This is a genomic window from Nonomuraea sp. NPDC050691 (assembly GCF_040654455.1).
In the GTDB taxonomy this organism is placed as follows: domain Bacteria; phylum Actinomycetota; class Actinomycetes; order Streptosporangiales; family Streptosporangiaceae; genus Nonomuraea.
Genome location: NZ_JBFAIA010000003.1, coordinates 116271 through 137920, shown reverse-complemented (window position 1 = coordinate 137920; position 21650 = coordinate 116271). Strand labels below are relative to the sequence as shown.

Here is a 21650-nt window from a genome sequence, read left to right as displayed (position 1 = left end):
CGCTTCTCATTAATGCGCTTTAGTAAAGCGCATTACCTCGGCGTTGCAGGGAAGTTACGCCAGTTTCGCGCGGCATGTCAACACCCAGCATGGCTCGCATCAGGCCACCGGCGCCGCCGCCTTCGCCGGGACGGACGCGCAGCCCGCCACGCCCGACTCTCGCCATCCCGGTGGCAGAGTCGAGCGGACGCGACCGGAAAACGTTGGAGGCACCGGCCGCATGCTGGAGCCCGCACGATAGGCCCTCCGCTCCCGAACATGTCCCCAGCCGCCAGGTAGCGGAGTGAAGGATCAAGCTTGAGTTCGGGCCGTGTGTGCGTCGGGGGTTTCGGTGGCCCTCACTGCGGCCGAACGGCGACCGATTCGGCGGAGAGCGTGACCTCGACGGTGATGTCCGGATTGTCCAGCTGGGGGAGCTGAAGCCCACGCTTGAACCCTTCGGCATCGTCCGGCATCATCTTCGGCTGAACTGTGACCTTGATTTGGCCGGTCTCCTCGTCTGAGTGCGCCGTCATTGTGGCCACCTCAGGACGGGATCGGAGCCAGGAGACGACCGTGTCCCGGGCCCGCCGGAGCTCCGAGGCTGAGAATCCCTTGCCGCCGATCAGGGTGACCTCCATGGGGAGGGTCCTCGCCAGCTCGATCGCGCGAGTCGGGATGGGACCCTTGAAGCCGACGCGCAGCCCCCGCTGGTCGTCGACGTATCTGACGCCGGAGATCTCGTCAGGGAACTCCGCGTTAAGTTTGTCGATCACCCGGCTGTTGGACGACTGTGAGCCGAAGCGGTCGATGGCCTCCTCGTAGGAGATGCCCTCCGATTTGGCGATGGCCCCGAGGTCGACCAGCTCGGCGTAGGGAATGCCGTCGATCACCACGTCCGGATCGGTCACCGCAGGGTCGTAACCCTCGAAGTCCGTCGGCTTGGGCGACGAAGTAGCAGCCACCCGGGCCGCGTACTGCTTGACGACCTCCTCCAGGGGTCGGCCCGACGACGCCGCCTCTCGCTTGAGCCGCTCCAGGGTAGGCCGATGCGCTTTGGGCTGTTCGGCCCGTGGCAACACGATCGTCTCGGTCCCGGCCACAGCGGGCACCGGGCCAGCACCAGACTGGCCACAGGCGCACAACGACGCGAGCAGCGCGATCACGGCCAAGCGCGATCTCTTCATACCAAAGGGACGCGCCACCGGCCTGGAGGGTTCATCCAGGCACCCCATCCAGTACGGGCGAAGCTCGTCCATCAGAGTGCGCCTCCAATGCGGACTGGTAGTGATGGCGGCGGCTGTCGGGGCGGGGGTGTCGGCGCACGACAGCGCCCGCCCTGCCCCCTTGACGAGCCCGTTCTGGCGAGCTTCTGAGAATAATGCCTTCTCGGAAGTACACTCCGGTGGTGACTTCCGAGAATCCGGCTCTGGCTGGGTCACAACCCCGGGCAGCAACTTCCGAGAACACGGAGACCGGTGCGGGCGATGTTCCCGCCAAGAGGCGCGGCGCCCGCCCCACTCCGCTGCCCGCCGTCTACGAGCAGACGCTCGCCGAGTACGCCGTCGCGCTGAGGGACGTGCCGTTGTCAGCCGACACCCGTCGCACCTACGCCTCGCGAGTGCGGATGTACCTGGCGTGGCTGGCCGAGCGGCCCGTCACCATCGGCGGCGACCCGCTGACCAGCGCCCGGGCCCGCGACTGGGCCATGCGCGACTAGCGCCGCTACCTGCTGCGCGAAGCCGATCCCAAACGGTCGGTGCGCTACGTCAACAACGCCCTGGCCGCCCTGGACGACTTCTACGTCCGGCGTGGCCTAGGCAAGGCCGGCATCGCCCGCGAGGACATTCCCAAGACGGCCCCGAAGGCGATGAACGGCCCCGCGCAGATCCGCTGGCTGCGCGCCATCGAGGACTGGCCTCATGTTCGCGACCGCGCCCTGGCCCTGCTGCCCTTCTACGCGGGGCTGCGCATCGGCGACGCCGTCGCCCTGGACGTGCCGGACGTGCGCATCTCGGCCCGCAAGGGCGTGCTGGTCGTCTACGGCAAGGGCGGCAAGGTCCGCGAGGTGCCCATCCACCTGCAGCTGCGCCAGCCACTGATGGACTGGCTGGACGAACGCCGCACCTGGAAGCACGCCACCGCCCAACGGGCCCTGTTCCTCAACCGCCGCGGCGGTCGCCTGTCCGCGCGCGGCGCCTCAGCGGTCTTCACGGCCATCGCCGAGGCCGCCGGGCTGGAGGACCCCACCACCGCCCACATCGGCCGCCACACATTCGTCACCCAGCTCATTCGCGGCGGAGAGGACCTCATCACCGTCGCCGAGATGGCCGGCCACGCCCGCCTCGACACGCTGCGCGTCTACAGCCAGCCCACCGAGGAGGACAAGCACCACGCCCTACGCCACCTCACCGTCGACCGCTAACTGGGACAGCACCCCCGACTACCCGCACACGAATCGCAACGCGACACCTTTCGAGCCTCTGTTCCGAACCGGCATGCGACGATCATGGACAACGACGAAAACCAAGCCACCCCGTCACCCCCGCCGCTCGCCGAGCCGACCGCGCCCCCCCCCCCCCTACACCGTTCCTCAGCGCCCGGACGGCTGGCCCAACTTGCTCGGCCGCCGCCCAATGAGAAGCGCCGACCGAGTCAAGATCCGCGAAGCGCTCGACGCCGGGCTCCCCGAAGGACCGCTCACCGCTCCCGGCCCGTTCCTGTGCTACCTCACCATCGACGGCCTCGACCGTACGACCGACCAGCGCAAGCTCATCCGGCTACGCGGCCGGGTCCATGCCGCCGCCCGCGTGGCCGCTGAAGGACGCCACACCACCTACCACGCCACCGATTCCGCCATCACGATCGGGATCCAAGGTCCCGACGCCCAAGAACGTATCAACCAGCTCCGCAACGCCCTGTCCAAGCTCACGACTAAACACGGCTGGACCATCCGAGACGAACCCCGCTGACCAGTCCCTCATCGCTTAGCGGGAATTTTCGGCCGGATATGACCAGGACCCCAATCCGGCCGATGGGATCCAGCTCGTCGGCTTCGCGGGGCACCGACGCTCCTCCTACATCAACGGCCAGCACAAGAGTCAAGCCATGCTGGACGCCGGCGTCCGACGCACCATCGTGATCGACTGGGTGACACCTCCCGCGACAGGATGATCTATGTGGGCGTCCCGAAGCGTTCACGGCGCCGCGTAGGTTAGGCCACCCGCTGACGGCCGACGAGCGGCAGCCATCCCGCCGAGGACGGCCAGGTGCGGTGCGGCATCTGGGTCCGCAGATCCAACGCCTCAGCGGCCCAGCCTTCGGCGGCTTTCAGAGCGGGATCGGGGATCTGGTCGTAGGCAGGGGCAACCCAAATCCAGTGGAAGGCCTTGCGCTTCCACGGCTCGGCCAGATGCATCCTGATCCGCCCGGTCACACCCTGGGCGCCAGACGCCTTGCCGAGCCACAGGATGCGGTGCTTGGTGTCGAGGGCGAGGTACAGGCCGGGAGAGTAGGCCTGAACGTTGTCGACCCGGGACCAGAACGGCTCGCCGTTGCTGTAGCAGCCCAAGGCGTACGTCAGGAGCGGGACGTGATGCCGCTGCAGGACCGGCCCCGGCGCCGAAACGTCGGTGTTCATGGCGCGGGCCGACGGCACGATGCCGCTCATGCGACGTCCTGCCTGAAGGGGAAGTCGTTGATGCCGCCGGCCGTGGCGTCGGTGTCGGTCGGCCGATACCGCAGCAGCTTCAACTGCTGGCTGGCGGCCGCCACGATGCGCTGCAACTCGTCGAGGTCGTCCTGCCAACCTTCCCGCTCCTCGGCCGTCATTTCCCGGCCCTCCCCGACGAGGGGCACCATGGCCGTGAAATGCTCGGCGACAGCGTTCACGGCCCGCTTCGCGCTCTTGATGAGGCCAAGCGTGTTCTGGAGCTTGGTGGTCCACTGCTCGCCGGGCGACAGATGCGACGGTGTGCCCGGCCTGTCGCCGGGCTCTCTGGTCTCCACCGGCCAATGGCTGGTGAACCACTCCGAGTCGGCCGCCTTCGTCTCGGTGGTCACCACCTCCCCGTCCCGCACGCGGCGCAGACGGCCCTCCGGTGCGCCCGCCCGCGGCACGACAGGGCGGCCGGCGCGTACTTGGAGCACCTCGGCGAATGCGTCGATGGCCTCGATGAACAGCCTGATTCCGTCGCCGGTGGTGCGGGCTGCAGCGAGTTTGGTCAACGGCGTGCGCCGGTCGCCGGTGGACCCGTAGGAACCGAGGAGCACCTTGCCGTTGACCAGGCTGCGGTGAAACCAGCTGAACGAGGTGGTGGCCCTGTTCGACCAGGCGGTGTCGACGCGGGAGTCGCGGGCCAAGGCCAAGACGGACGAGGCGCTGGTCGAGAGAGCCAAGAAGGGCGAGGCCCGGCAGCTGGTGATGGAGCTGATCTTGCCGGTGCTGGCCGATCCGTCGATCCCGGACGAGCACGTGGGCGGGCTGCCGCGGGAACGGATCGGCATGCAGTGACTGCGGGAGATCACCGCCGATGCGTGGAACCCGCTGCCCAAGGACCACGGCCGGCTCTCGGAGCTGGAGTCCTCCTACACCTACCTGCGGCAGTTCAACCCGAACGTGCTGGCGGTGAACGACTTCCAGGGCGGGCCGGGCACCGAGGAGCTGATGGAGGCGGTGCCCATCTTGCAGGAGATGAACAGGTTGGGCAGCCGCAAGGTGCCCGCGGGCGCGCCGACCGGCTTCGTGCCCGCCCGGTACGCCCACTACCTGGACAAGGCGCGCAAGTCCGGAGACGAGACGGCGTTCCGGCACTACTGGGAGCCGTGTGTGATCTTGTGTCTGCGGGACGGGCTGCGCAGCGGGGACGTGTTCATGCCCGGCTCGCGCCGTTACGCCGATCCGGCCACCTACCTGTACACGCCCGAGCAGTGGACGCCGCGGCAGGCCGACTACTGCCGCTTGGTGGGCAAGCCGTCCGATCCCGCCGAGGCGCTCGAGCGTCTCCTTGATGACGGCGAGCGCGCCTGGATGGCTCTGCCGCTGGTCGCCGCGGAGCGGATGCTGGGGGCGCTGCGGTTCTCCTTCACCAGGCAGCGAGAGATCGAGCAGGATGATGCCCTCTTCCTGGCAGCTCTGGCCGATCAGTGCACGGCGGCGGTCATGCGGGCCCTAGCGTACGGACGCGAGTACGACACGGTCGAAGCGCTCAAGCGCAGCCTGCACCCGCACAGCCTGCCGATGGTCGACGGGCTGACGCTGGCGTTGCGCAGGTTTCCAGGCAGCGGGCATCTGCGGATGGGAGAGGACCTGTTCGATGCGTTCCCCTTGCACGACGGACGTGTCGCGGCCGTCGTCGGCGAAGCCATGGGCAAAGGAATCGACGCCGCCACCCGCATGGGCCGCAGCCGCATCATGGTCCGGGCACTGGCACTGTTCTCCCCGAACGGCACAGCCGTGCTCTGCAACGTTGTCCCCGGCACTGTGCCGCTTCCAGGCGCTGGTCAGTCAGAACATCCGGCCGGTCGCCGCTCATACCCGGGGACTGGAGGTCACTCAAGGTCATGCCACCTCCATGGCGGGGCGGGGCTTCCGTCCAGTTCTCGCCCGAACAGGAATGAGTCCACCTGATCATCTTGGAGGCATGGCCGGAAATGCCCCGCGTTGCCGAGCCGGTGGATCACGACGGTCGCCTGTCGATCCGCCTCGAGCTCCCGCAATGCTCTCAACAGCAAAGCCGCGGCCGACAGGTCGTCGAGGGCGGCGTGTGCTGCGGCCCGGGCCGCCAGTGTGCCGATGGGACCGTCTCCACGGTATGAGGGGATTGACAGGCCTCGGCATCTCCCAGGAAGGCGAAGTCGCCGATGCGCTGGTCGGCCAACCAGTCGTGCAGGCCGGTGGGCTTGGATCCCAGGTGCCGAGGCCTAACAACACCGGCGGGCGGAGCGGCAAACGGCCTGGGGGTTGCGTATACGGATTACCCTTCCGGCCCGCTGGCCATGCGGCGCCCTGGCGAGCCAGCGGTCACCGGTGACCCGCGGGCCGGTAGGGCCCGCCTGCGGGCTCCCCGTTCGGGTGGGCCTGGATCATTCCCAGTCCCTTCGGTGCCGCTTCCCGCCTCTCTCTCCACTTTTGCCGAATACCGGCGGACAATCAGGGGGCGTCTCCGGCCGCCTCACCGGCCGGCCCCCGTACGACACGCTCGATCGTCCGATGGAAGGAGAAATTCGCGGTGGCGACGGCTGAGGTGGTGCCGAGACGATGGTCCCTGGTGGGCCGTGACACAGAGCTGAAGGCGTTCGAGACGGTCCTCGACACAAGCGGTTACAGCGGTTTTCTCATCTTCGGCGAGCCAGGCGTCGGCAAGACACGGTTGGCGGAGGAGTGCCTGGCCGTCGCTGACTCGCGGGGGCACGCGGTGGGCCGGGCCGCCGCGACCGGCGCGGCGGCCGAAATCCCTCTCGGGGCGATAGCCCACCTGCTGCCGGACGGGGTGGACCTGTCGGATCCCGTCGCGGGGTTCGCGACGGCGGTCCGGCTCATGTCGCGGGCCTACACCGCGACGGCCCGCCTCGTCCTGCTCATCGACGACCTGCACCTGCTCGACTCCGCCTCGGCCCTACTGCTGCGCCAGCTCATGGGGACCGGCTCCGTCCTCCTGGTGGGCACTGTGCACTCGGACGCCTCCTCGGGAGAGAGCGTCGTGACGCTCGGGCGGGGCGATGCTGTCCATCACGTCGACCTCGCACCGTTGACGTGGCGGGAGGTGGACGACCTCCTCCGGAACGCCCTGGCCGGGCACGTCCACCGCGAGACCGTCGACCGACTGCATGCCGCCAGCGGGGGCAACCCGCTCTACCTGGGCGAACTGGCGCGAGGCGCGCTGGCGGAAGGCAGGCTGACGAATGACGGGGAGATCTGGCGGCTGACCGCCGCCGAGCCCCTTCCGGTCACCCGCCGCCTCACGGACCTGATCCGCCATCGGCTCGCGACGGTGGCCCCGTGCGCCCGCCGCATCCTCGACGTCCTCGCGCTGTGCGGTCCGGTGCCCGTCGCCGGCCTGGGACGCGAGCCTGGCACCGACGTGCTGGACGAGCTGGAGCGGGCCGGGCTCGTCACCGTCGTACGGGAGGGACGGCGTGCGTACGCCCGGTTAGCGCACCCTCTCTATGCGGAGGTGCTGCCCGCGGACGTCACCGAGCCACGCCGTTGGGAGATCCTGCGTGAGCAGGCGGACAGGCTGGAACGGACCGGCGCGCGCCGCAGGGAGGACGCCATGCGCCTGGCCTCCTACCGACTCGCCGGCACCGGTACCGCCGATCCGGTCCTCCTCCTCCAGGCCGCCCGACTCGCCGCGTACGGCGACGACCATACCCACGCGCTCGTCTTCCTCCGGGCGATTCCCGAGGAGAACCGTACCTTCCCGGCGCTGCTCCTGCTCGGCCGCACACTGTCAGAGGCGGGGCGGCCGCAGGAGGCCGAGGACATGCTGCGCAAGGCGGACGAGGTGGCCACCACGGAGGGCCGCGCACTTGCGGTGGCGCTGGCCCGCACACACAACCTCATGTGGAGCCGCGGTGCAGCCCGCGAGGAGGCCGTCGCCGCGAACGACGCCGCGCGCGACCGCGTCACGAGTCCCGCGGGCCTCCGGGCGTTGCGGGTGAACGAGGCCAACATCCTCTCCAGCCTAGGACACCACGCCGAGAGCCTCGGCCTGCTCGACGACCTGCCGTACGAGGAACCGCCGGTGGACGACATCGCGGGCGTGGCGGCGTGGACGGCCGCCGCCGCGACGAGGGCCAGCGCGCTGTCCTTCCTGGGGCGCGGGGAGGAGGCGGTGCGGTGGGCCGAGCGAGCCGTGGCGCTGTGCGCGAGGGCGAAGGAGGAGGGCAGAGGCCACGCCCCGCAGGAGGCGCCCGCGCAGTCTGCGCTCGTCCTGGCCCTCACCGAGAGCGGGCGCCTGGAGGAGGCCCGCCTCGCCGGCGAGCATGTCTACACCGACCCGACCGGGGCGCCGATCGGATGGCAGCGCACGCTCCTGGCCTTTCCTCTTGCCCGCAATGCCTGGCTGGCCGGTCGCCCGGCCTCGGCGCGCCGCTGGTACGCGGAGATCGTGCACGACACCCGCCCGCAAGGGGTGATCATCCGTCCGCTCGCCCTCGCCGGGCTGGCCGCCGCCGCCGCGCTGCAGGGTGACGTGCGAGCGGCGGAGGCCGCCCTGGCTGAGCACGCCGGCCTCGCGGCGCCGGTGCGCGTGCCGGAGGAACGACTTGGCGAGGCGTGGACACACGTGGCGCGGGGGGAGCAAGGGGAGGCCAGGGCAGTGCTGAAGGCGGCGGCGACCGAGGCTCGCGAGCGGGGCCAGTTCTCCTCCGAGGCCCTGCTCCTGACGGACCTTGCGCGGCTCGGAGGCGCCGCTGAGGCGATGGATCGTCTCGCGGAGCTGGCGAAGGGCGGGGGGCCCTTCACGCTGGCCCGGGCACGGCTGGCGGCCGCGCTGGTCTCGGGCGACCCGGAGGGCCTGTCCGCGGTGGCCGAGGACCTCTACCGGATGGGGGCGGGCTTGCTCGCGGCGGAGGCGGCGGGCGTGGCGGCGGAGCTGTGGCGCCGCTCCGGCAATTCCCGGCGGGCCTCCGCCGCCGCAGCGCGGTCGGCCGTGAACGCCGCCCTGTGCGAGGGCGCGCGGACGCCCGTGCTGCGGACGGCCGGTGTGGCCATGCCGCTCACAGCCAGGGAGAGGGAGGTGGCGATACTGGCCGCCGGAGGGATGGCCAGCAAGGACATCGCGGCCAAGCTGATGATCTCCGTCAGGACGGTGGACAACCACCTGCAGCGCGTCTACGCCAAGCTGGGCGTCTCGACCCGCCGGGAACTGACTGACAGCCTCGACCGCACGAGCATGTGAGCCGGCGAGGCGACGGAGCGGCCCCTCGGGTCCCGCTCCGCACGCTTCGGGGCGGGTCCGAGGGGCGCCGGCGGCGCCTCAGACCTCTTCGAGCCAGTAGTCGGAGACCCCGAACAGGCAGCCGGTCTCGGACTGGGAAGTGGTCTCGAAGAACGCCTTGCGCCCTTCGACGAGGGTCTGCGGTTGACCGGCGTAGGTGAAGCCCCAAGAGCAGCTGACGACGAGCCGGACCCGCGCGCTCATGACGAAGGCCTTGGTGTGGCACTCATTGGCCGTGACGCGATAACCGATCGCGTTCGTCAAGCCCGGATTGTTGTCGTAGTTGTCGTAGTAGATGTTCACCCCCCAGTCCGGGCAGGCGACTCTCTGCGTCTCTAAATACTTGCCCAGGGCGGCCGCCGGAGAGGCCGGGACCAGGACGGCGATCCCGGCGAGGGCGGCGGCGCCGGCTGTTGCCACTGCTTTCTTGACGACGTCTTTCATGGTGTTTCCCTTTCTTCGCGAATTCAGGACGGGTGTCTTCACCCAGCCGACCAGAGCGCCACCGTGACGGTGTCCCGGCCGATGGTCATCTTGCTCTGCGGCAGGTTGCTGGCGTAGCAGCTGAACTGCGCGAAGCAGAGGTTGACCGAGCGCGCCATGTGGGAGTAGAAGGGCGACCCGGCCCCGTTGGTGTTGGTCCCGATCGGCGCGCCGACATAGGCCCAGACCGCGTCGGTGAGCAAGCCCTGCGGGTAGACGACGGAGGACTTGTCGGTGAAGTAGTCATTTCGGTTGTACGGGGCCACGTTGATGACGCGGCTGGTCTCCACGCCCGAGATCTGGTTGGCCGTGCAGTAGGAGAACTTGTGGTGCCAGGTGTAGATGGTGGTGCCCAGCACGGACGTGAGCGTCAACGGGAGGTCGATGGCTTTGCACAGCTGCTGGTAGGACGCCAGCGCCGCCTTCAGCGCGGAGGAGTCCCGGGCGCTGGACCGCTGGGGCGGGTCGGCCTTGGTGACCACCGGCTCCCCCACCCTCGCCGACACCGGCACCGTGTCGGCGAGCTGGGGGTCGTCCTTGATGATCTCGAGGTCCGCGGCGGTGGCCTTGCCCGTCACGGCGTGCTGGATGGCCGCTCTGACGTCGGCCTCGGAAGGACCGTCCGCGGCGTTCGCGGCGCCCCCTGCGGCCATCACCGCCGCGGCCGTGACAGCCAATCCCGCGGAAACCATGCGGAGCTTCATTCTCTTCTCCCCTTCGAAATCGGAATGCTGCTTTCGACAGGAGAAACTCTGGCAGCGGCGGAATCGGAGGGGCAGAGTAACGATTACTCATTTCTGAGCAGGGGACTACTCGTGCTCAGCATGACCGGCGGGACCGGGAACGCGCGTCGGGTGCTCGTCACCACCGCAGCGACGAGCACCTCGGGCGCGTCAGCTCTGGAGATCAGGGCTCGCCGTTCCCATCTGTAATCAACAATTGGAAAGGGCGTCCTTCTCGCCGGGTAGCGCCGGTGCATTGCTGCACCGGGGCTACCCGGCGAGCGGAAGGCTGAAAGGGGAGCCAATGACAAAGCACTTCCCTGTACTTCACCGACCCGGATCTGCAGACCGCCGATGAGCTGGCCGCCCAGCAAGCCCTCGATGAGCTGGAGGCGCACTACGCCTTCGAGAAGATGCGCCTTGGGCAGGAGTTGCGCGAGGCGCAAGCACGCGCCGAGCCGGTACGGTACGTCGAGGCCACCCGACTGCATGGGTCATGAACTGCGGAAACCCTTCGGCGAGACACATTCGAACGGAAAGTCACGACAAGCCGCTCAACTCTGCTCTGCTAACGGGACTTTTCGTTCGGATGCTCGTCATGCCCCGATTCATCTCATTGCGTTAGGACCTCTAACGACCTCGTGCATGGTTAGCCGTGGCCTACAGCCCGATTGATCGTTGATTCTCGTGTGGCGAGGATTGTCAGGCGTTCGATCGTGGTGAACAATCGGCGGGTGACTGGTTTGCCGGTGGATGTGCTGGCGGAGTTGGTGGCCGAGATCGGGCCGCTCTGGGACGCACAGCGCCAGGCCGAGTTGCTCACCAGGCCACGCCGACGTCGGATCGGGGCAGGAGCCCGCCACAAACTGGTCTTCGTCGATCGGCTGTTGGCCACGCTGATCCATCTGCGTCATGGCGTCACCCACGATGTGCTGGGCTGCTGGTTCGGCGTTGATTGCTCCACCATTACCCGCGCCATCGGTTACCCGCGCCATCGGTCAGATCCGCCCGCTGCTGGCTCAGCGCGGATGCCGCATCGCTCCCGGCCGCAGGCTCACCACTTTGGCCGAAGTGATCGCCTACCTGGGTGACAGCGACCAGACAGCCATTTTGGACGCCACCGAGATTCGCGTACGCCGACCCGCCGCCGGCACCGCCGCCCGTGACCGTTTCGTCTCGGGCAGGAGCCGGATCAACGCAATGAAGGCGATGGTGCTCACCGACGCGCGTGGCGCCGTGCTGTACTGCGGCCAGGTCTGTGCCGGCTCAATCGCCGACATCACCCAGGCCCGGCAATCAGGGCTGGTGGAGAGTTCCCGCAGGTCAGCAGCAACACCGTTGGATTCTGCTCCATTGCCACTGGGACCCCCTGAAAAGCCCCGAGCCGGAGAGGAAAGGGTGGGCCGCCATCCGGCTAACTGTTGCTCCGCATGACTCACACCGAGATCGAGATCACTGCGGAGTTGGTGCGGGATCTGCTGCGCGACCAGCATCCCGACCTGGCCGATTATCCTGTGAGGCTCGGCGCGCGGGGCTGGGCCAACCAGCTCTGGCGGCTCGGCGACGACCTCGCGGTCCGGTTGCCCTGGGTGGGGGAGACCGCGGACGAGCTGCTGCTCAAGGAGCACACCTGGCTGCCCGCCCTCGCCCCGCGCCTTCCGCTGCCGGTTCCTGTCCCGCAACGCCTCGGCGAGCCCTCCGCGCGGTTCCCGCGCCCCTGGATCGTCACCACCTGGGTTCCGGGCGAGCCCGCCGACCGCGCCCCCGTCACGCGCGGCGCGGAGGCGGCCGACGCCCTGGCCGCCTTCCTGACGGCACTCCACCAACCCGCCCCCGAACAGGCACCCGTCGGCCAGGACCGCGGAGGGCCGCTGGCCGACTACTCCGAGGGGTTCGTCAAGGGGCTCGCCTCGGCCACCGAGATGGGGTTGATCCCCGACCCGGACGCCGTCCGTGCTGTCTGGGACGACGCCGTCGCCGCGCCCGACTGGACAGGCCCGGCGCTATGGCTCCACGGCGACCTGCATCCGGCCAATGTCCTCACCGCGGACGGCACCATCTGCGGCGTGATCGACTTCGGCGACCTGTTCGCCGGCGATCCGGCCGGCGACCTCGCCGCCGCCTGGAACCTGCTGCCGGACGGCGCCGCCGTCCGCTTTTATGACGCCTACCAGCCGACCCCGGACGCCGCGACCCTACGCCGCGCCCGCGGATGGGCAGTACGCCGCGCCCTCGGCGGCATCCATATCGGAGAAGCCGGCGTCCGCGGCCGGCCAGGCGGCAAGGCCACGTGGGGCCCACCCGCCCACGCCGCACTGCGGCGCCTCATTGCAACAGCCCATCGCTGATCGATCACGCTCGCATACCTTCGCGCCAGACCCCACCATGCTCGGCATGATGGGGTCTACTTGCCTGACGTGCCTGACAGGACTTCAAACGGCTGACCAGCAAGTTCGCGTGACAACCCAAGATAATTGCGGCTGTCGAGGTCGATGAGCCCGTCGAAGCGGTAGCGACCGCAGGCTGGGGATCTTCGAGGTTTGGCGGCTTATGACACGTTGGTTAACGGCATCCCATATCAGGCGACGCGTCAGCCGTTACGAGTCTGGTGGTGTCTCGGTCTGCGCGGCGAGGGCGGCGATGGCCTCCTCAGCCGCCACCGCAGTGATGACCGCCCGGTCGGTGGAGCCCGGCAGCAGGCGGATGCTGCCGTTCTCCTGGGCCGCAGCCGCATCGGCGGAGTCTGCGATGCGTGCGGCGAGATAGGTGACGCACCGGTACATGCCCAAGGGAATCTGGCGACCTCCCAGGTAGGCGTGCAACTCTTCGAACATGGCGACCGGGAACTCCTCAGCGGACGGCGGACCGATTCCCGCCGAGACCGGGCAATCCGCGAACCTCCAGGTGGCTTCCACCTGCCCCTGCAGGAGCCGGGCCACCAGCACGATCTGCGCGAGCTCCTGTCCGGAGGTCCTGCTGGGCTTCGGGATCACGATGCGCTGGTAGCTATGAGCCTGGATCACCTGCATGGCCTCCAGGATCTTCAGCTCCCGGCGGGCGTGCGCAGCCAAGGAGGCGTCCTGCGCCGGCCAGCGCGGCGTATAGGCCCGGCCTTGGCGCACCGCCAGCACCAGCGTGGTGCCCGGCACGAAGTCGGCGAGCAGGCGCATCGCCGGCAGCGCCTCGGCGGGCGTCTTGCCGGGCAGTCGGCCCAGGTCCACCTCTGGCCGCAGAGTGTCGCGGTCTGCCGCGTTGAGGAAGAACCGTAGACGCAGCAGGCCGCTCGGGTCCTGACCTTCCAGCCAGAAGCCGGGGCCGTCCACGCCGCGCGAGGCGCGCACGTGCACCAGGTCCAGCGTGTGCAGCACGGTGTCGTCGGGGCCGATCAGGCGGATCTCCAGGTCGGGCCGATCCGTGGGCGTGCCGGCGGTGACCATGAAGCTCAATCTGCCGGGGCCTGGCTGGCCGGGCAGGCCAGGCGGGCCCGAGGTGTGGGTGATGATCCCGTCGATGTCGGCGAAGGGGGCGCCGTAGCGCAGGAACTCCTGCACGGCCTGTTGCTCAACTGAGTCGTTGGGGAACTGCAGTTCCAAGGTGCCCGTGATCGGGCGCAGGTTGAAGGACTCCACCGCCCGGGCCACCAGGCGCATCACGAGGTAGTGCCGGTCGTTGAGCTGCGGATAGCGGACAAAGGCGGTCAGCTCGTCGCGGTGCACGTCCGCGTCCCAGAGTTGCTCGTTCACCTGCCCTTCCCGCACCTCGAACTCGTAGCGGTAGAACGGATCGACGTTGGTCAACGCCGAGGCGAGACCCTCATATCGTTCGACCGCGGCCGCCAGCAGATCCTCTGCGGGGGTACCTGCGAGGTTGGGCATATCCCGCCCGATCTGGAACGCCTGCGTCAGCAGCCGCTTGAGCTCTTGGCCGCCATCCCCGAAGCGGGCCGAGACCAGCGCCGGGAAGTGCGCGGCCATGCCGTTGAGCTGGGCGCGGCCCATCCAGCCGATACGCAGCCCGCTGCCGGCGGTCAGTCGTTCCAGCCACTCCAGCCGCGTGTTGGTCGGATCCCACGGCATGACCAGTGTCCATGACCGGACGGGCAGTACTGGCAGCGTCTCATCAACGAACCGTTGCCACGATTCCTCCACCTGGGCCACTTGCCGGGAGGTCAGCGGCCGGCAGAAGCGTTTGACCTGGTAGATGTCGTAGCCGTCGGGGTTGGCGACCCGGATGTCGACGCCGCGATCTCCGCGTGCGGGCGTGATCCGGTTGCCGTGCGGGTGCTTGAGCAGCAGCATCTCCGCGACGAACTCCTCCACGGTCTCGCCCGGTAAGAGCTCCCAGTTCACCAGCGTCATACACCCCAGCTAACCACCCATCGCCGACACTTCTCCGGCGCCGCGACTGGCCCGGCCGACCCGGAGCGGGGGTCAGCGATAGGAGGTGCTGCGTGCCTGCAGTAGCTCGAACCCTTGCCGCACCATCAGCACGGCTGCGATGGTGCACCAGTGCAGGCCGCTGATCGGACCGGTGACGTGCACCAGCGCCACGTCATCGTTCCGGGCCACGATCTGTCTGTCCAACATCGCCAGCGTGCCGTAGGCGTCGCCGTGGGCCAGCGCGCTGCAGTCGCTCCACACCAGCTGTGCCAGGTCGGCGCCCAGCGTGGTCAGCTCGCTCGCGCTGCGCCCGATCTCTGTGTAGCTGGGCGTCGTCTTCACCGTGGCCTTGGCCTGCTCGTCGGTCAGACCGGCCGCGATGAGCGGATCGGTCAGCCGCTGCAGCCGCTCCTGCTGAGTCTGCGTCGCGGGCTGCTGGGTCAGGGCCACACGACGACCTTCAAGGGATGAGGTCGAGCTCCACGTCGCCGCTGATCGAGCGGAGCGGGAAGGGCTGGCCGGTGACGATGGGGACGCGGCGGCGGAGTGCGGCGTCCACGACGCTCGCCGCGGTGACCGCTTCGGGTGCCGAGATGCCGGCGGCGCGCAGCGTGTCGGCGATGGCGGCGGCGTTGCCGTGGTCGACGGGGACGACGACGGTTGTCTCCAGGCCGACGAGGACGTCCAGGACGGGGCGGGCGCGGTCGGGGATGGCGGCGTAGGCGGCGGTCAGCGCGGGCGCGGGGATGATGAGCGAGCCGATGTAGGCGTCGTGCATCCACACGACCGCTTCCATGTACCGGGTCCGCTGCGTCGCGAAGTCGGTCAGGGCCGACGTATCGAGCACGCGGCCTACGGTGGCGATCACTGGGCGGCGGCTCGGGCTTCCTCGAACTGCCGCTCGCGCTGGGCAGCGAGGTCGAGCATCTCGGCGGGCGGTTCGCCGAACAGCTCGCGCAGGCGTGCCTTCACGCTGGCCCGCTGCTCGCCGCTGAGTTCCTGCGGCTCCTCGTCGCCGTGGGGGTCGGCTGTCATGGGGGCGGCGTTCATGGTCTCAGGGTAGCCGCGGTACGGGCAGGCCCGCCAGGAGCGGCCCCGCCGACAGGCCGCCGTGGTGGTCAGTTCCTCTGCCCGAGGCGTTGCGTCCGGCCGAGGATGAAGGCGCCTGCCAGGTTCGGCGTGAGCCGGCCCGAGCGGCTGCGGCGCTGCGCCGGGTCGCCAAGCTTCTGCGCTCAGCCTCCTCAGAGGCTCCACCGCGCCAGGCACCGAGCAAATCTAGGCAGGCCACCCTCCGTCACGAATGGCTGGCCGACCTGCTCGGCGGCCGTCCGACTCTGGGCCCGAACGCCCTCGCCGTGATGGAGGCCACGCTGGCCGCCCTCGACACCGTCATGCGCGCCGTGGAGACTGTCAGCGCCTACTTCACTGGCGCGATCAGGCGCGAGATCGCGAACCTGCGGGCCGAGCGCGCCACGGGGCTGTCCAAGCGCGACTGGCAGCGCGCCTCCGGCCCGCATCTGAGGAGGATGCTGGCCACGGGCCGCTTCCCGGCACTGTCCAAGGCCGTGTACGACGGTACGGAGGTCGACGCCGAGGCGACCTTCGCGACCGGCCTGGACTGGGTCCTCGACGCCGTGGCCGCCAAACTCGCCCAGCCGCAGGCGTGACGCTCCAGCTCTTGCCGGATGCGAGCGAGGGCGGGGGCGGTGTCCACAGGCCGTACGGGCTTGCGCCGTCACCTCTTTTTGGGCGGCCGAAATACGCCAGAAAGGGCTCACGCCCCGATATCAAGCGCTGATCGACGACAGTATTTTCCGACCGACGAAACGGGGCTCCGTGCTGCCCGGCCAGCCGCCCCCTCGACCGCGGTAAGCACGACCCCCTTCGGCCTCCTGCGGGGGTGATTCGCCTACCCCGCAGGGTTGAGGCGAGTGGAGTCGTACACCGCGTGATAGAGGCTGAAATCAACTCCCGGTTTGATGCTGCAATCACCTCACCTCTCTTACTTTTGTGCAGCCGGCAAGGTCCGGCCGCGGCACCCGAAAGCGCATTGTTCACCTGCCTGATCAAGGGCTGCCGAACAATCGCGCCGCCACGGCGATCGCTGAGAGCCGGTGATGAAAGTCATCTCATTCCCCGCAGGACAAACCGAAAGGAAGCACGATGAGGAATCTTCGCGCCACCATGGTTGCCGGCGTGCTCGCCACGGGCCTTCTCGCCCCGACGGCCGCCTTCGCGGCCGAGCCCGAGCCCGCGCCCACGCCGACCGAGACGATCTCCGACGCCCAGGATCCTTCCCTGCCCGAGGTGGAAGGCCCCCTGGAGACCGACTCGGATGAGGTGTCGGCCCAGGCCCGCTGGTCCAACCTCTGGTACGGCCAGGGGAAGACCAAGAAGCTGGTCAGCCCCACCCGGCGGGACAAGACCAAGATCCTGCAGATCGTGGTCCGATGCTGGAGCGGCGGCGACGGCACGCGGGCGAAGGCGTACTTCCAGTTCAAGCGCGTCGGCATCTGGCTGACCGCGGGTGGGAGCACCAGCGGCCCCTGCCTCGGTGGAACGATGTACCACCGAATCAGGATCAAGGACGGAAAGCCAGGTCAGTTCCGTGCCGTCGTCTCACTCAGCAAGACTCACACGATGAACGTGTGGGTGCAGAAGTACGCCTGATCCAAGCCCTCGGCGTCTGCTCCGAAGCCGATGATCTGCGATCGCGATCTGCCGGAGGCCGATTCGCGCTGCATGATGGCCACTGGTATCCAGGTGGGGGAGGGGCAGCGTTTTCGGAGGGGGAATCCCCCTCGCAGGGGTGTCCCGGCCGGTAGCGGCCGCGGCGGCCGGGACACCCCACGCCGAGTGTCCCGGCGGGCGAGTTCACCACCGGTCCCAGTGCAGGACCTCCTCACGCGGGATGCGTTGTGCACGCTGCTGGGCAACTCCTCGGGATCGGTGTCTGACGCACCGGCTCCACATTCGCGGCGCGCGTATGTACCCCGGGCGCGGCTCGCCGACCGCACCGGTGTCGCCACCTCCGCGCTGCGCTCCGGGAAGAGCTCGGCCCGCTGCCGGCGATGACCGTGCCGGGTGAAGGCACTCCGGCCTCAGCGGCTCACAACGTTCTCCCGCTCCACACGCGACAGCTTCTCGGGATTGCGCACGTGGTAGGCCCCGGTGACGTACCCGTTCTCGACCCGTACGGCCACCACGCCGTCGATCTCCCCGCCGACTCGGACGAGCAGCCCCGGGCCACCATTGATCTGCACCAGCTCGACCGACCTCTCGGCGTCGCGCTTCCACCAGCCGACCGCCAGCAGGCGAGCCACGTTGTCGACCCCCACGACGGGCCGCGGCAGGGCGTGCTTGACTCCGCCGCCGTCGCTCAGGGCGACGACGTCCGGCGCGAGGATGTCGAGCAGGCTCTGCAACTCGCCGGTCTCGACCGCTCGCTGGAAAGCCTGCAGTGCGGCTCGGGTCTCGGCCGGGGAGGCGGTGCCGCGGGGGCGGCGCGCGGCGACGTGCGAGCGCGCCCGACGGGCGATCTGGCGCACCGCGGCCGGGCTCTTGCCGACGGCTTCGGCGATCTCGTCGTAGCCCAGCTCGAACACCTCACGCAGCACGAACACCGCCCGCTCGGTCGGCTGCAGCGTCTCCAGCACCAGCAGCATCGCCATCGAGACGCTGTCGGCCAGCTCGACGTCCTCGGCCACATCGGGCGCGGTCAGCAACGGCTCGGGCAACCACGGGCCGACGTAGGTCTCCTTGCGCCGGTCCAGAGTGCGCAGCCGTTTGAGCGCCTGCCTGGTGGCGATCCGGATCAGGTACGCGCGCTGGTCCAGCACCGTGCCGAGGTCGACGCCCGCCCACAGCAGCCAGGTCTCCTGCAGGACGTCCTCGGCGTCGGTGGCGGAGCCGAGGATCTCGTAGGCGAGGGTGAACAGCAGGTTGCGGTGGGTGACGAACGCCTCGGTGGCCGCGTCCACGCGACTGCCATGAGCTGTAGCCGTCGGTTGTTCCGTTCGTGCCATACGCATACGATCCCGGCCCCCGCCGCCTTGTGACAGCCACGATCGGTGGCCTATGTCACACAGGTCCCGCTGTCACAAGGAGCGGGTCACCGGGATCTCTTGCTCGTCACGACGCACCACGACGAGTAAGGAAGTCCCAGCATGTCCATACCCACGTCGACCGACCTCCGGTCGCGCATGCCCAACCCCCTCCCGTTCCTCCCGGAGATGGCGGAAGTCGGCGCAGGCCTGCACAAGGCTCTCAAGAACGGTCCGATTCCCCCGGCCACCGTCAGCCTGCTGCAGCTGCGCGCCGGGCAGATCCTCGGCAGCACGTACTTCACCATCCGGGAGACCGGCAACCTCCGCCGGCTCGGGGAGTCAGAGGAGCGCATCACCGCCGTGGCCACCTGGCGGGACGCCACGTACTTCACCGACGCCGAACGGGTCGCGCTGGAGCTGATGGAGGCCGTCCTGACCCCGAACCCGTCGGGGGAGCGAGTCCCCGATGAGTTGTACGCCAAGGCGTCCGCGCACTACGACGACCGGGCGATGTGGTCGCTCGTCATGGCGATCGCCCACATCGGCTTCTTCACCCCCGCCGCTCTGATCGCCAAGCCGATCCCCGGCATGCCCCCCGGCCAGAACTACAGCGAGGGAGAAGGGCACACAGCATGAGCACCATCACGTTCGCGGTGGCAGGGGCGACCGGGCGGCTGGGACGCCACGTCGTCGACGTCCTCACCGAACGGGGGCACCAGGTCGTGCCGATGTCCCGGGCCACCGGCGTGGACATCATCACCGGTGAGGGCCTGGCCGAGGCGCTGGCCGGGGTGGATGTCATCGTCGACGTCGCCTCGTGGCACTCCTCAGAGCAGGAGGCGGCGACGGAGTTCTTCCGTACGTCGGCCCGCAATCTGCATGAGTTCGGCCTTCAGGCGGGGGTCGCCCAGATCGCCATGGCGTCCATCATCGGCGTCGACAAGGCCACCGCCGGTTTCCTCGCCGCCAAGAAGGTGCACGAGGAGGTCCTCCTGTCCGGCCCGCTCGCCGTCCGCATCCTGCGGGCCGCACAGTTCCACGAGTTCGTCGGTCAGCTTCTGGACTGGCAGCAGGGCGACGTCGCCTACATCCCGGTCCTGCCCACCCAGCTCGTGGCCTGCCGCACCGTGGCCGAGGAACTGGTCGACCTGGCCCTCGCCCCCGGCGCGCCCGCACCGCGAACGCCGATCCCCGAGATCGCCGGACCTCGCGAGGAGACCATGGCGGAGGCGGCCCGGCTTCTCGGCGCCCGCCGAGGCATCAAGGTCGTCGGCGTCGACGGCTCGGGCATGCCCGATGCCGAGATCGCCGCAAGGGGCGGGTTCCTGCCCGGCCCGCACGCCAAGCTCGCAGGACCCACCTTCCAGGAGTGGCTCGGCACCCAGCCCTGAGCCGGGCTTTGACCTTGTTCTCGGAGCTCCACGGCGTTCTGGGAGCTCCGAGGACAAGGCTTCCTCCGAACCTCGCTGGCCGGCGGCGTTCGGGGACCAGCATCGGCGTGGAGTCCGCCGCCCGCGCCGCCAACGAGCACGGCTACAACGTCACGCTGGTGACCGACGCCATGGCCGATCGGGACCTGGAGGCGCATCGCAACAGCATTGAACGGATCTTCCCGCTCCTCGGCGAGACCTGTTCCACCGCCGAGATCATCGACCTGCTGGCCAAGCCTTGCGCCTGACGGTCTCACACGGTTGCCGGACGAGAGGACAGATGATGACGAGAGCGCTGGAATTGCCGCCGCACATGCCGTGGAACGGGTTCGACCCGGTCGAGGAACTGGCCCGGGCTCGCGACGGCGAGGGTGTGGTGCGGGTGGAGACGCCGTTCAGTCTGCCCGCGTACCTGGTCTGCCGCTTCGAGGACGTCCGCCGGGTCCTGTCGGATCCGGTCCGGTTCAGCAGCGCCCTGACGCCTTTCCGGCGTGCCGTACGCCGACCGCGCCTACATGGCCGGCCTGGTGGCCGCGTCCAGGTCGAGCACTGACACCGCCCCGCACCCAGGAGGTCATGAACCGCTGGAGTGCCGCAGCCCCCGCCGCCGAGCCGGACCTGAATGGACGCCTGAGGCGTCAGCGTTCGGCGGCCGCGGAATCAGCGTGATCTGTGTCGGGGAGCCAGTCACGGTCGGGCGTGTAGTCCAGCCAACGCCTGCTGCGCCCCACCTCGGTGAAGCCGCGCAGCAGGGTGTCGAGCAGCGGGTGGGCATGGGACTCGCGCCAGGCCAGCGACCACGCGTACAGCGGAGTCGGCGCGGTGAGCGGAATCGAACGCAGTCCCGCGTGGTCGGGCAGTGGCGCGTCCGCCGGGAACAGAGTGAAACACGAGGCGTCGCCGCGGATGTGCTGGACGAGGTGGTCCAGGCCCAGGTTCGGGCCATCCTGGCGCCGGGCGATCCCGAACTCGTCGGCGAAGCGGCGCAGGAAGTCCAGACGGCTCAGTTCCGCCGGGCACCACAGGACACTGTCGCGCAGGTCGAGCGGGCGCAGCTCGGCGGCGCCGGCCAGCGGATGCGACGCGCTGACCACCGCGTCGACGGGCTCCAGCCGCACCAGACGCTGAGTGAGCCCGGCGTCGCCACCGCCGGGCAGCGGATGCACCCGGCCGAACCCCAGGTCGGCGTCGCCGTTCAGCAACGATCGCGCCACCGAGGGCCAGTCCCGTCCTGGACCGGGTTCCAGTCGCACCTCGCCGAGCCCGTCCACCGCCTGGGCGACGGTGCGCATCGGCGCGTACAGGTGCCCCCAGGTGTCGACGCGTATGACGAGCCCGGCACCCGTCACCGCCGCGACCGCACGCTCGCCCGCCACCAGCGCCTCCCGCGCGGCGGGCAGGAACCGCCTCCCCGCCTCAGTCAGCCGTGTACCGCCGGCACGTTCGAACAGACGAGCCGCCAGCAGCATCTCCAAGCGCGCGATGCGCTTGGACAGCGCCTGCTGGCTGGTACCGAGCTGTTCGGCGGCGCGCCCGAAATGCAGCGTCTCCGCGGTCTCCGCGAACGCGCGGACCAGGCCGAGGTCGAGATCCATGCCGCCGACCATATGCGACAACTGAGCGTTGTCGGGCGCGTGGAGGGTTGCCGGCCGGGCCGCGGTTCCACGCG

The 21650-nt window shown here is 69.4% G+C and carries 26 protein-coding genes; 15 read left to right on the top strand and 11 right to left on the bottom strand.

Translation table 11 applies throughout. From position 1 onward, the window contains the following. Positions 1-338 precede the first annotated feature (338 nt). Positions 339-1238: a hypothetical protein gene (locus AB0H81_RS02510; protein WP_358368130.1), complete on the bottom strand. Its 900-nt coding sequence runs from the start codon at positions 1236-1238 to the stop codon at positions 339-341. A 149-nt stretch (positions 1239-1387) separates the two neighbouring features. Between AB0H81_RS02510 and AB0H81_RS02505 the strand changes: the two genes are divergently transcribed. The 3 genes from AB0H81_RS02505 to AB0H81_RS02495 all read left to right on the top strand — a co-directional run bounded on the left by AB0H81_RS02505 (position 1388) and on the right by AB0H81_RS02495 (position 2951). Continuing rightward, complete coding sequence (locus AB0H81_RS02505) at positions 1388-1699, top strand: hypothetical protein (protein WP_358368127.1); 312 nt, start codon at positions 1388-1390, stop codon at positions 1697-1699. A 39-nt stretch (positions 1700-1738) separates the two neighbouring features. Further along, positions 1739-2404, top strand: coding sequence for a tyrosine-type recombinase/integrase (locus AB0H81_RS02500; protein WP_358368124.1), 666 nt, complete (start codon positions 1739-1741; stop codon positions 2402-2404). 211 nt (positions 2405-2615) lie between these two features. Next, the gene (locus AB0H81_RS02495; protein ID WP_358368121.1) at positions 2616-2951 is read left to right on the top strand and encodes a hypothetical protein; all 336 of its coding nucleotides are present in this window, start codon (positions 2616-2618) and stop codon (positions 2949-2951) included. Between the two features lie 242 nt (positions 2952-3193). Here the strand turns inward: AB0H81_RS02495 and AB0H81_RS02490 are convergent, their stop codons facing one another. Further along, the gene (locus AB0H81_RS02490; RefSeq protein ID WP_358368118.1) at positions 3194-3649 is read right to left on the bottom strand and encodes a hypothetical protein; all 456 of its coding nucleotides are present in this window, start codon (positions 3647-3649) and stop codon (positions 3194-3196) included. Next, the gene (locus tag AB0H81_RS02485; RefSeq protein WP_358368116.1) at positions 3646-4251 is read right to left on the bottom strand and encodes a hypothetical protein; all 606 of its coding nucleotides are present in this window, start codon (positions 4249-4251) and stop codon (positions 3646-3648) included. Before AB0H81_RS02485 ends, AB0H81_RS02490 begins: the two co-directional genes overlap by 4 nt. A gap of 43 nt (positions 4252-4294) precedes the next feature. Here AB0H81_RS02485 and AB0H81_RS02480 point away from each other — a divergent pair, with 43 nt between their 5' ends. From AB0H81_RS02480 to AB0H81_RS02470, 3 genes are all read left to right on the top strand, one after another. Then, positions 4295-4492 carry a hypothetical protein gene (locus AB0H81_RS02480; RefSeq protein WP_358368113.1) on the top strand — a complete coding sequence of 66 codons (198 nt, stop codon included), beginning with the start codon at positions 4295-4297 and terminating at the stop codon, positions 4490-4492. Positions 4493-4606: 114 nt separating this feature from the next. Further along, entirely contained in the window at positions 4607-5608 is a 1002-nt protein-coding gene (locus AB0H81_RS02475) for a SpoIIE family protein phosphatase (protein WP_358368110.1), read from the top strand. 640 nt (positions 5609-6248) lie between these two features. Then, complete coding sequence (locus tag AB0H81_RS02470; RefSeq protein WP_358368108.1) at positions 6249-8882, top strand: helix-turn-helix transcriptional regulator; 2634 nt, start codon at positions 6249-6251, stop codon at positions 8880-8882. 78 nt (positions 8883-8960) lie between these two features. Here the strand turns inward: AB0H81_RS02470 and AB0H81_RS02465 are convergent, their stop codons facing one another. Together AB0H81_RS02465 and AB0H81_RS02460 are read right to left on the bottom strand one after the other, a co-directional pair. After that, positions 8961-9365, bottom strand: a complete 405-nt coding sequence (locus tag AB0H81_RS02465) for a hypothetical protein (RefSeq protein ID WP_358368105.1) — start codon at positions 9363-9365, stop codon at positions 8961-8963. 38 nt (positions 9366-9403) lie between these two features. Continuing rightward, complete coding sequence (locus tag AB0H81_RS02460; protein WP_358368102.1) at positions 9404-10108, bottom strand: hypothetical protein; 705 nt, start codon at positions 10106-10108, stop codon at positions 9404-9406. Between the two features lie 767 nt (positions 10109-10875). Between AB0H81_RS02460 and AB0H81_RS02455 the strand changes: the two genes are divergently transcribed. Genes AB0H81_RS02455 through AB0H81_RS02445 form a run of 3 tightly spaced genes read left to right on the top strand, consistent with a single transcriptional unit; the run spans position 10876 to position 12474 of the window. After that, positions 10876-11217, top strand: coding sequence for a transposase family protein (locus AB0H81_RS02455; RefSeq protein ID WP_358368099.1), 342 nt, complete (start codon positions 10876-10878; stop codon positions 11215-11217). Further along, positions 11198-11560, top strand: coding sequence for a transposase family protein (locus AB0H81_RS02450; RefSeq protein ID WP_358368162.1), 363 nt, complete (start codon positions 11198-11200; stop codon positions 11558-11560). The genes AB0H81_RS02455 and AB0H81_RS02450 overlap by 20 nt, the downstream gene beginning before the upstream one ends. Further along, positions 11557-12474 carry an aminoglycoside phosphotransferase family protein gene (locus AB0H81_RS02445; RefSeq protein ID WP_358368097.1) on the top strand — a complete coding sequence of 306 codons (918 nt, stop codon included), beginning with the start codon at positions 11557-11559 and terminating at the stop codon, positions 12472-12474. Before AB0H81_RS02450 ends, AB0H81_RS02445 begins: the two co-directional genes overlap by 4 nt. A gap of 249 nt (positions 12475-12723) precedes the next feature. Here the strand turns inward: AB0H81_RS02445 and AB0H81_RS02440 are convergent, their stop codons facing one another. From AB0H81_RS02440 to AB0H81_RS02425, 4 genes are all read right to left on the bottom strand, one after another. Next, complete coding sequence (locus tag AB0H81_RS02440; RefSeq protein WP_358368094.1) at positions 12724-14484, bottom strand: hypothetical protein; 1761 nt, start codon at positions 14482-14484, stop codon at positions 12724-12726. 72 nt (positions 14485-14556) lie between these two features. Further along, entirely contained in the window at positions 14557-14955 is a 399-nt protein-coding gene (locus tag AB0H81_RS02435; RefSeq protein ID WP_358368091.1) for a hypothetical protein, read from the bottom strand. A gap of 10 nt (positions 14956-14965) precedes the next feature. Then, complete coding sequence (locus AB0H81_RS02430) at positions 14966-15352, bottom strand: hypothetical protein (RefSeq protein ID WP_358368088.1); 387 nt, start codon at positions 15350-15352, stop codon at positions 14966-14968. A 17-nt stretch (positions 15353-15369) separates the two neighbouring features. Continuing rightward, positions 15370-15555, bottom strand: a complete 186-nt coding sequence (locus AB0H81_RS02425; protein ID WP_358368085.1) for a hypothetical protein — start codon at positions 15553-15555, stop codon at positions 15370-15372. Positions 15556-15644: 89 nt separating this feature from the next. Between AB0H81_RS02425 and AB0H81_RS02420 the strand changes: the two genes are divergently transcribed. Next, entirely contained in the window at positions 15645-16172 is a 528-nt protein-coding gene (locus tag AB0H81_RS02420; protein ID WP_358368082.1) for a TetR/AcrR family transcriptional regulator C-terminal domain-containing protein, read from the top strand. A 496-nt stretch (positions 16173-16668) separates the two neighbouring features. Next, the gene (locus AB0H81_RS02415; RefSeq protein ID WP_358368079.1) at positions 16669-17175 is read left to right on the top strand and encodes a hypothetical protein; all 507 of its coding nucleotides are present in this window, start codon (positions 16669-16671) and stop codon (positions 17173-17175) included. A 431-nt stretch (positions 17176-17606) separates the two neighbouring features. Here AB0H81_RS02415 and AB0H81_RS02410 read toward each other — a convergent pair whose 3' ends face one another. Next, the gene (locus AB0H81_RS02410) at positions 17607-18530 is read right to left on the bottom strand and encodes an RNA polymerase sigma-70 factor (RefSeq protein WP_358368076.1); all 924 of its coding nucleotides are present in this window, start codon (positions 18528-18530) and stop codon (positions 17607-17609) included. 141 nt (positions 18531-18671) lie between these two features. Here AB0H81_RS02410 and AB0H81_RS02405 point away from each other — a divergent pair, with 141 nt between their 5' ends. The 4 genes from AB0H81_RS02405 (at position 18672) to AB0H81_RS02390 (ending at position 20534) form a co-directional block, all read left to right on the top strand. Then, positions 18672-19187, top strand: a complete 516-nt coding sequence (locus AB0H81_RS02405; RefSeq protein WP_358368073.1) for a carboxymuconolactone decarboxylase family protein — start codon at positions 18672-18674, stop codon at positions 19185-19187. Continuing rightward, positions 19184-19942, top strand: coding sequence for an NAD(P)H-binding protein (locus AB0H81_RS02400; protein ID WP_358368070.1), 759 nt, complete (start codon positions 19184-19186; stop codon positions 19940-19942). Before AB0H81_RS02405 ends, AB0H81_RS02400 begins: the two co-directional genes overlap by 4 nt. A 107-nt stretch (positions 19943-20049) precedes the next feature. Next, positions 20050-20229, top strand: coding sequence for an isochorismatase family protein (locus tag AB0H81_RS02395; protein ID WP_358368068.1), 180 nt, complete (start codon positions 20050-20052; stop codon positions 20227-20229). Between the two features lie 32 nt (positions 20230-20261). Continuing rightward, a complete protein-coding gene (locus AB0H81_RS02390) occupies positions 20262-20534 on the top strand; it encodes a hypothetical protein (protein WP_358368065.1) in 273 nt (90 codons plus the stop codon). Positions 20535-20619: 85 nt separating this feature from the next. On the opposite strand, the gene AB0H81_RS02385 is transcribed toward AB0H81_RS02390, so the two are convergent. Further along, a complete protein-coding gene (locus tag AB0H81_RS02385; RefSeq protein WP_358368063.1) occupies positions 20620-21576 on the bottom strand; it encodes a LysR family transcriptional regulator in 957 nt (318 codons plus the stop codon). Positions 21577-21650: the final 74 nt, after the last annotated feature.

Excerpts from the sequence above, each read along its gene's own strand:
- AB0H81_RS02405 (WP_358368073.1), top strand. The coding sequence starts at position 18,672 with ATGTCCATACCCACGTCGACCGACCTCCGGTCGCGCATGCCCAACCCC.
- AB0H81_RS02440 (WP_358368094.1), bottom strand. The coding sequence starts at position 14,484 with ATGACGCTGGTGAACTGGGAGCTCTTACCGGGCGAGACCGTGGAGGAG.
- AB0H81_RS02385 (WP_358368063.1), bottom strand. The coding sequence starts at position 21,576 with ATGGATCTCGACCTCGGCCTGGTCCGCGCGTTCGCGGAGACCGCGGAG.
- AB0H81_RS02410 (WP_358368076.1), bottom strand. The coding sequence starts at position 18,530 with ATGGCACGAACGGAACAACCGACGGCTACAGCTCATGGCAGTCGCGTG.
- AB0H81_RS02445 (WP_358368097.1), top strand. The coding sequence starts at position 11,557 with ATGACTCACACCGAGATCGAGATCACTGCGGAGTTGGTGCGGGATCTG.
- AB0H81_RS02425 (WP_358368085.1), bottom strand. The coding sequence starts at position 15,555 with ATGAACGCCGCCCCCATGACAGCCGACCCCCACGGCGACGAGGAGCCG.
- AB0H81_RS02495 (WP_358368121.1), top strand. The coding sequence starts at position 2,616 with ATGAGAAGCGCCGACCGAGTCAAGATCCGCGAAGCGCTCGACGCCGGG.
- AB0H81_RS02460 (WP_358368102.1), bottom strand. The coding sequence starts at position 10,108 with ATGAAGCTCCGCATGGTTTCCGCGGGATTGGCTGTCACGGCCGCGGCG.
- AB0H81_RS02465 (WP_358368105.1), bottom strand. The coding sequence starts at position 9,365 with ATGAAAGACGTCGTCAAGAAAGCAGTGGCAACAGCCGGCGCCGCCGCC.
- AB0H81_RS02400 (WP_358368070.1), top strand. The coding sequence starts at position 19,184 with ATGAGCACCATCACGTTCGCGGTGGCAGGGGCGACCGGGCGGCTGGGA.
- AB0H81_RS02510 (WP_358368130.1), bottom strand. The coding sequence starts at position 1,238 with ATGGACGAGCTTCGCCCGTACTGGATGGGGTGCCTGGATGAACCCTCC.
- AB0H81_RS02490 (WP_358368118.1), bottom strand. The coding sequence starts at position 3,649 with ATGAGCGGCATCGTGCCGTCGGCCCGCGCCATGAACACCGACGTTTCG.
- AB0H81_RS02390 (WP_358368065.1), top strand. The coding sequence starts at position 20,262 with ATGATGACGAGAGCGCTGGAATTGCCGCCGCACATGCCGTGGAACGGG.
- AB0H81_RS02415 (WP_358368079.1), top strand. The coding sequence starts at position 16,669 with ATGAGGAATCTTCGCGCCACCATGGTTGCCGGCGTGCTCGCCACGGGC.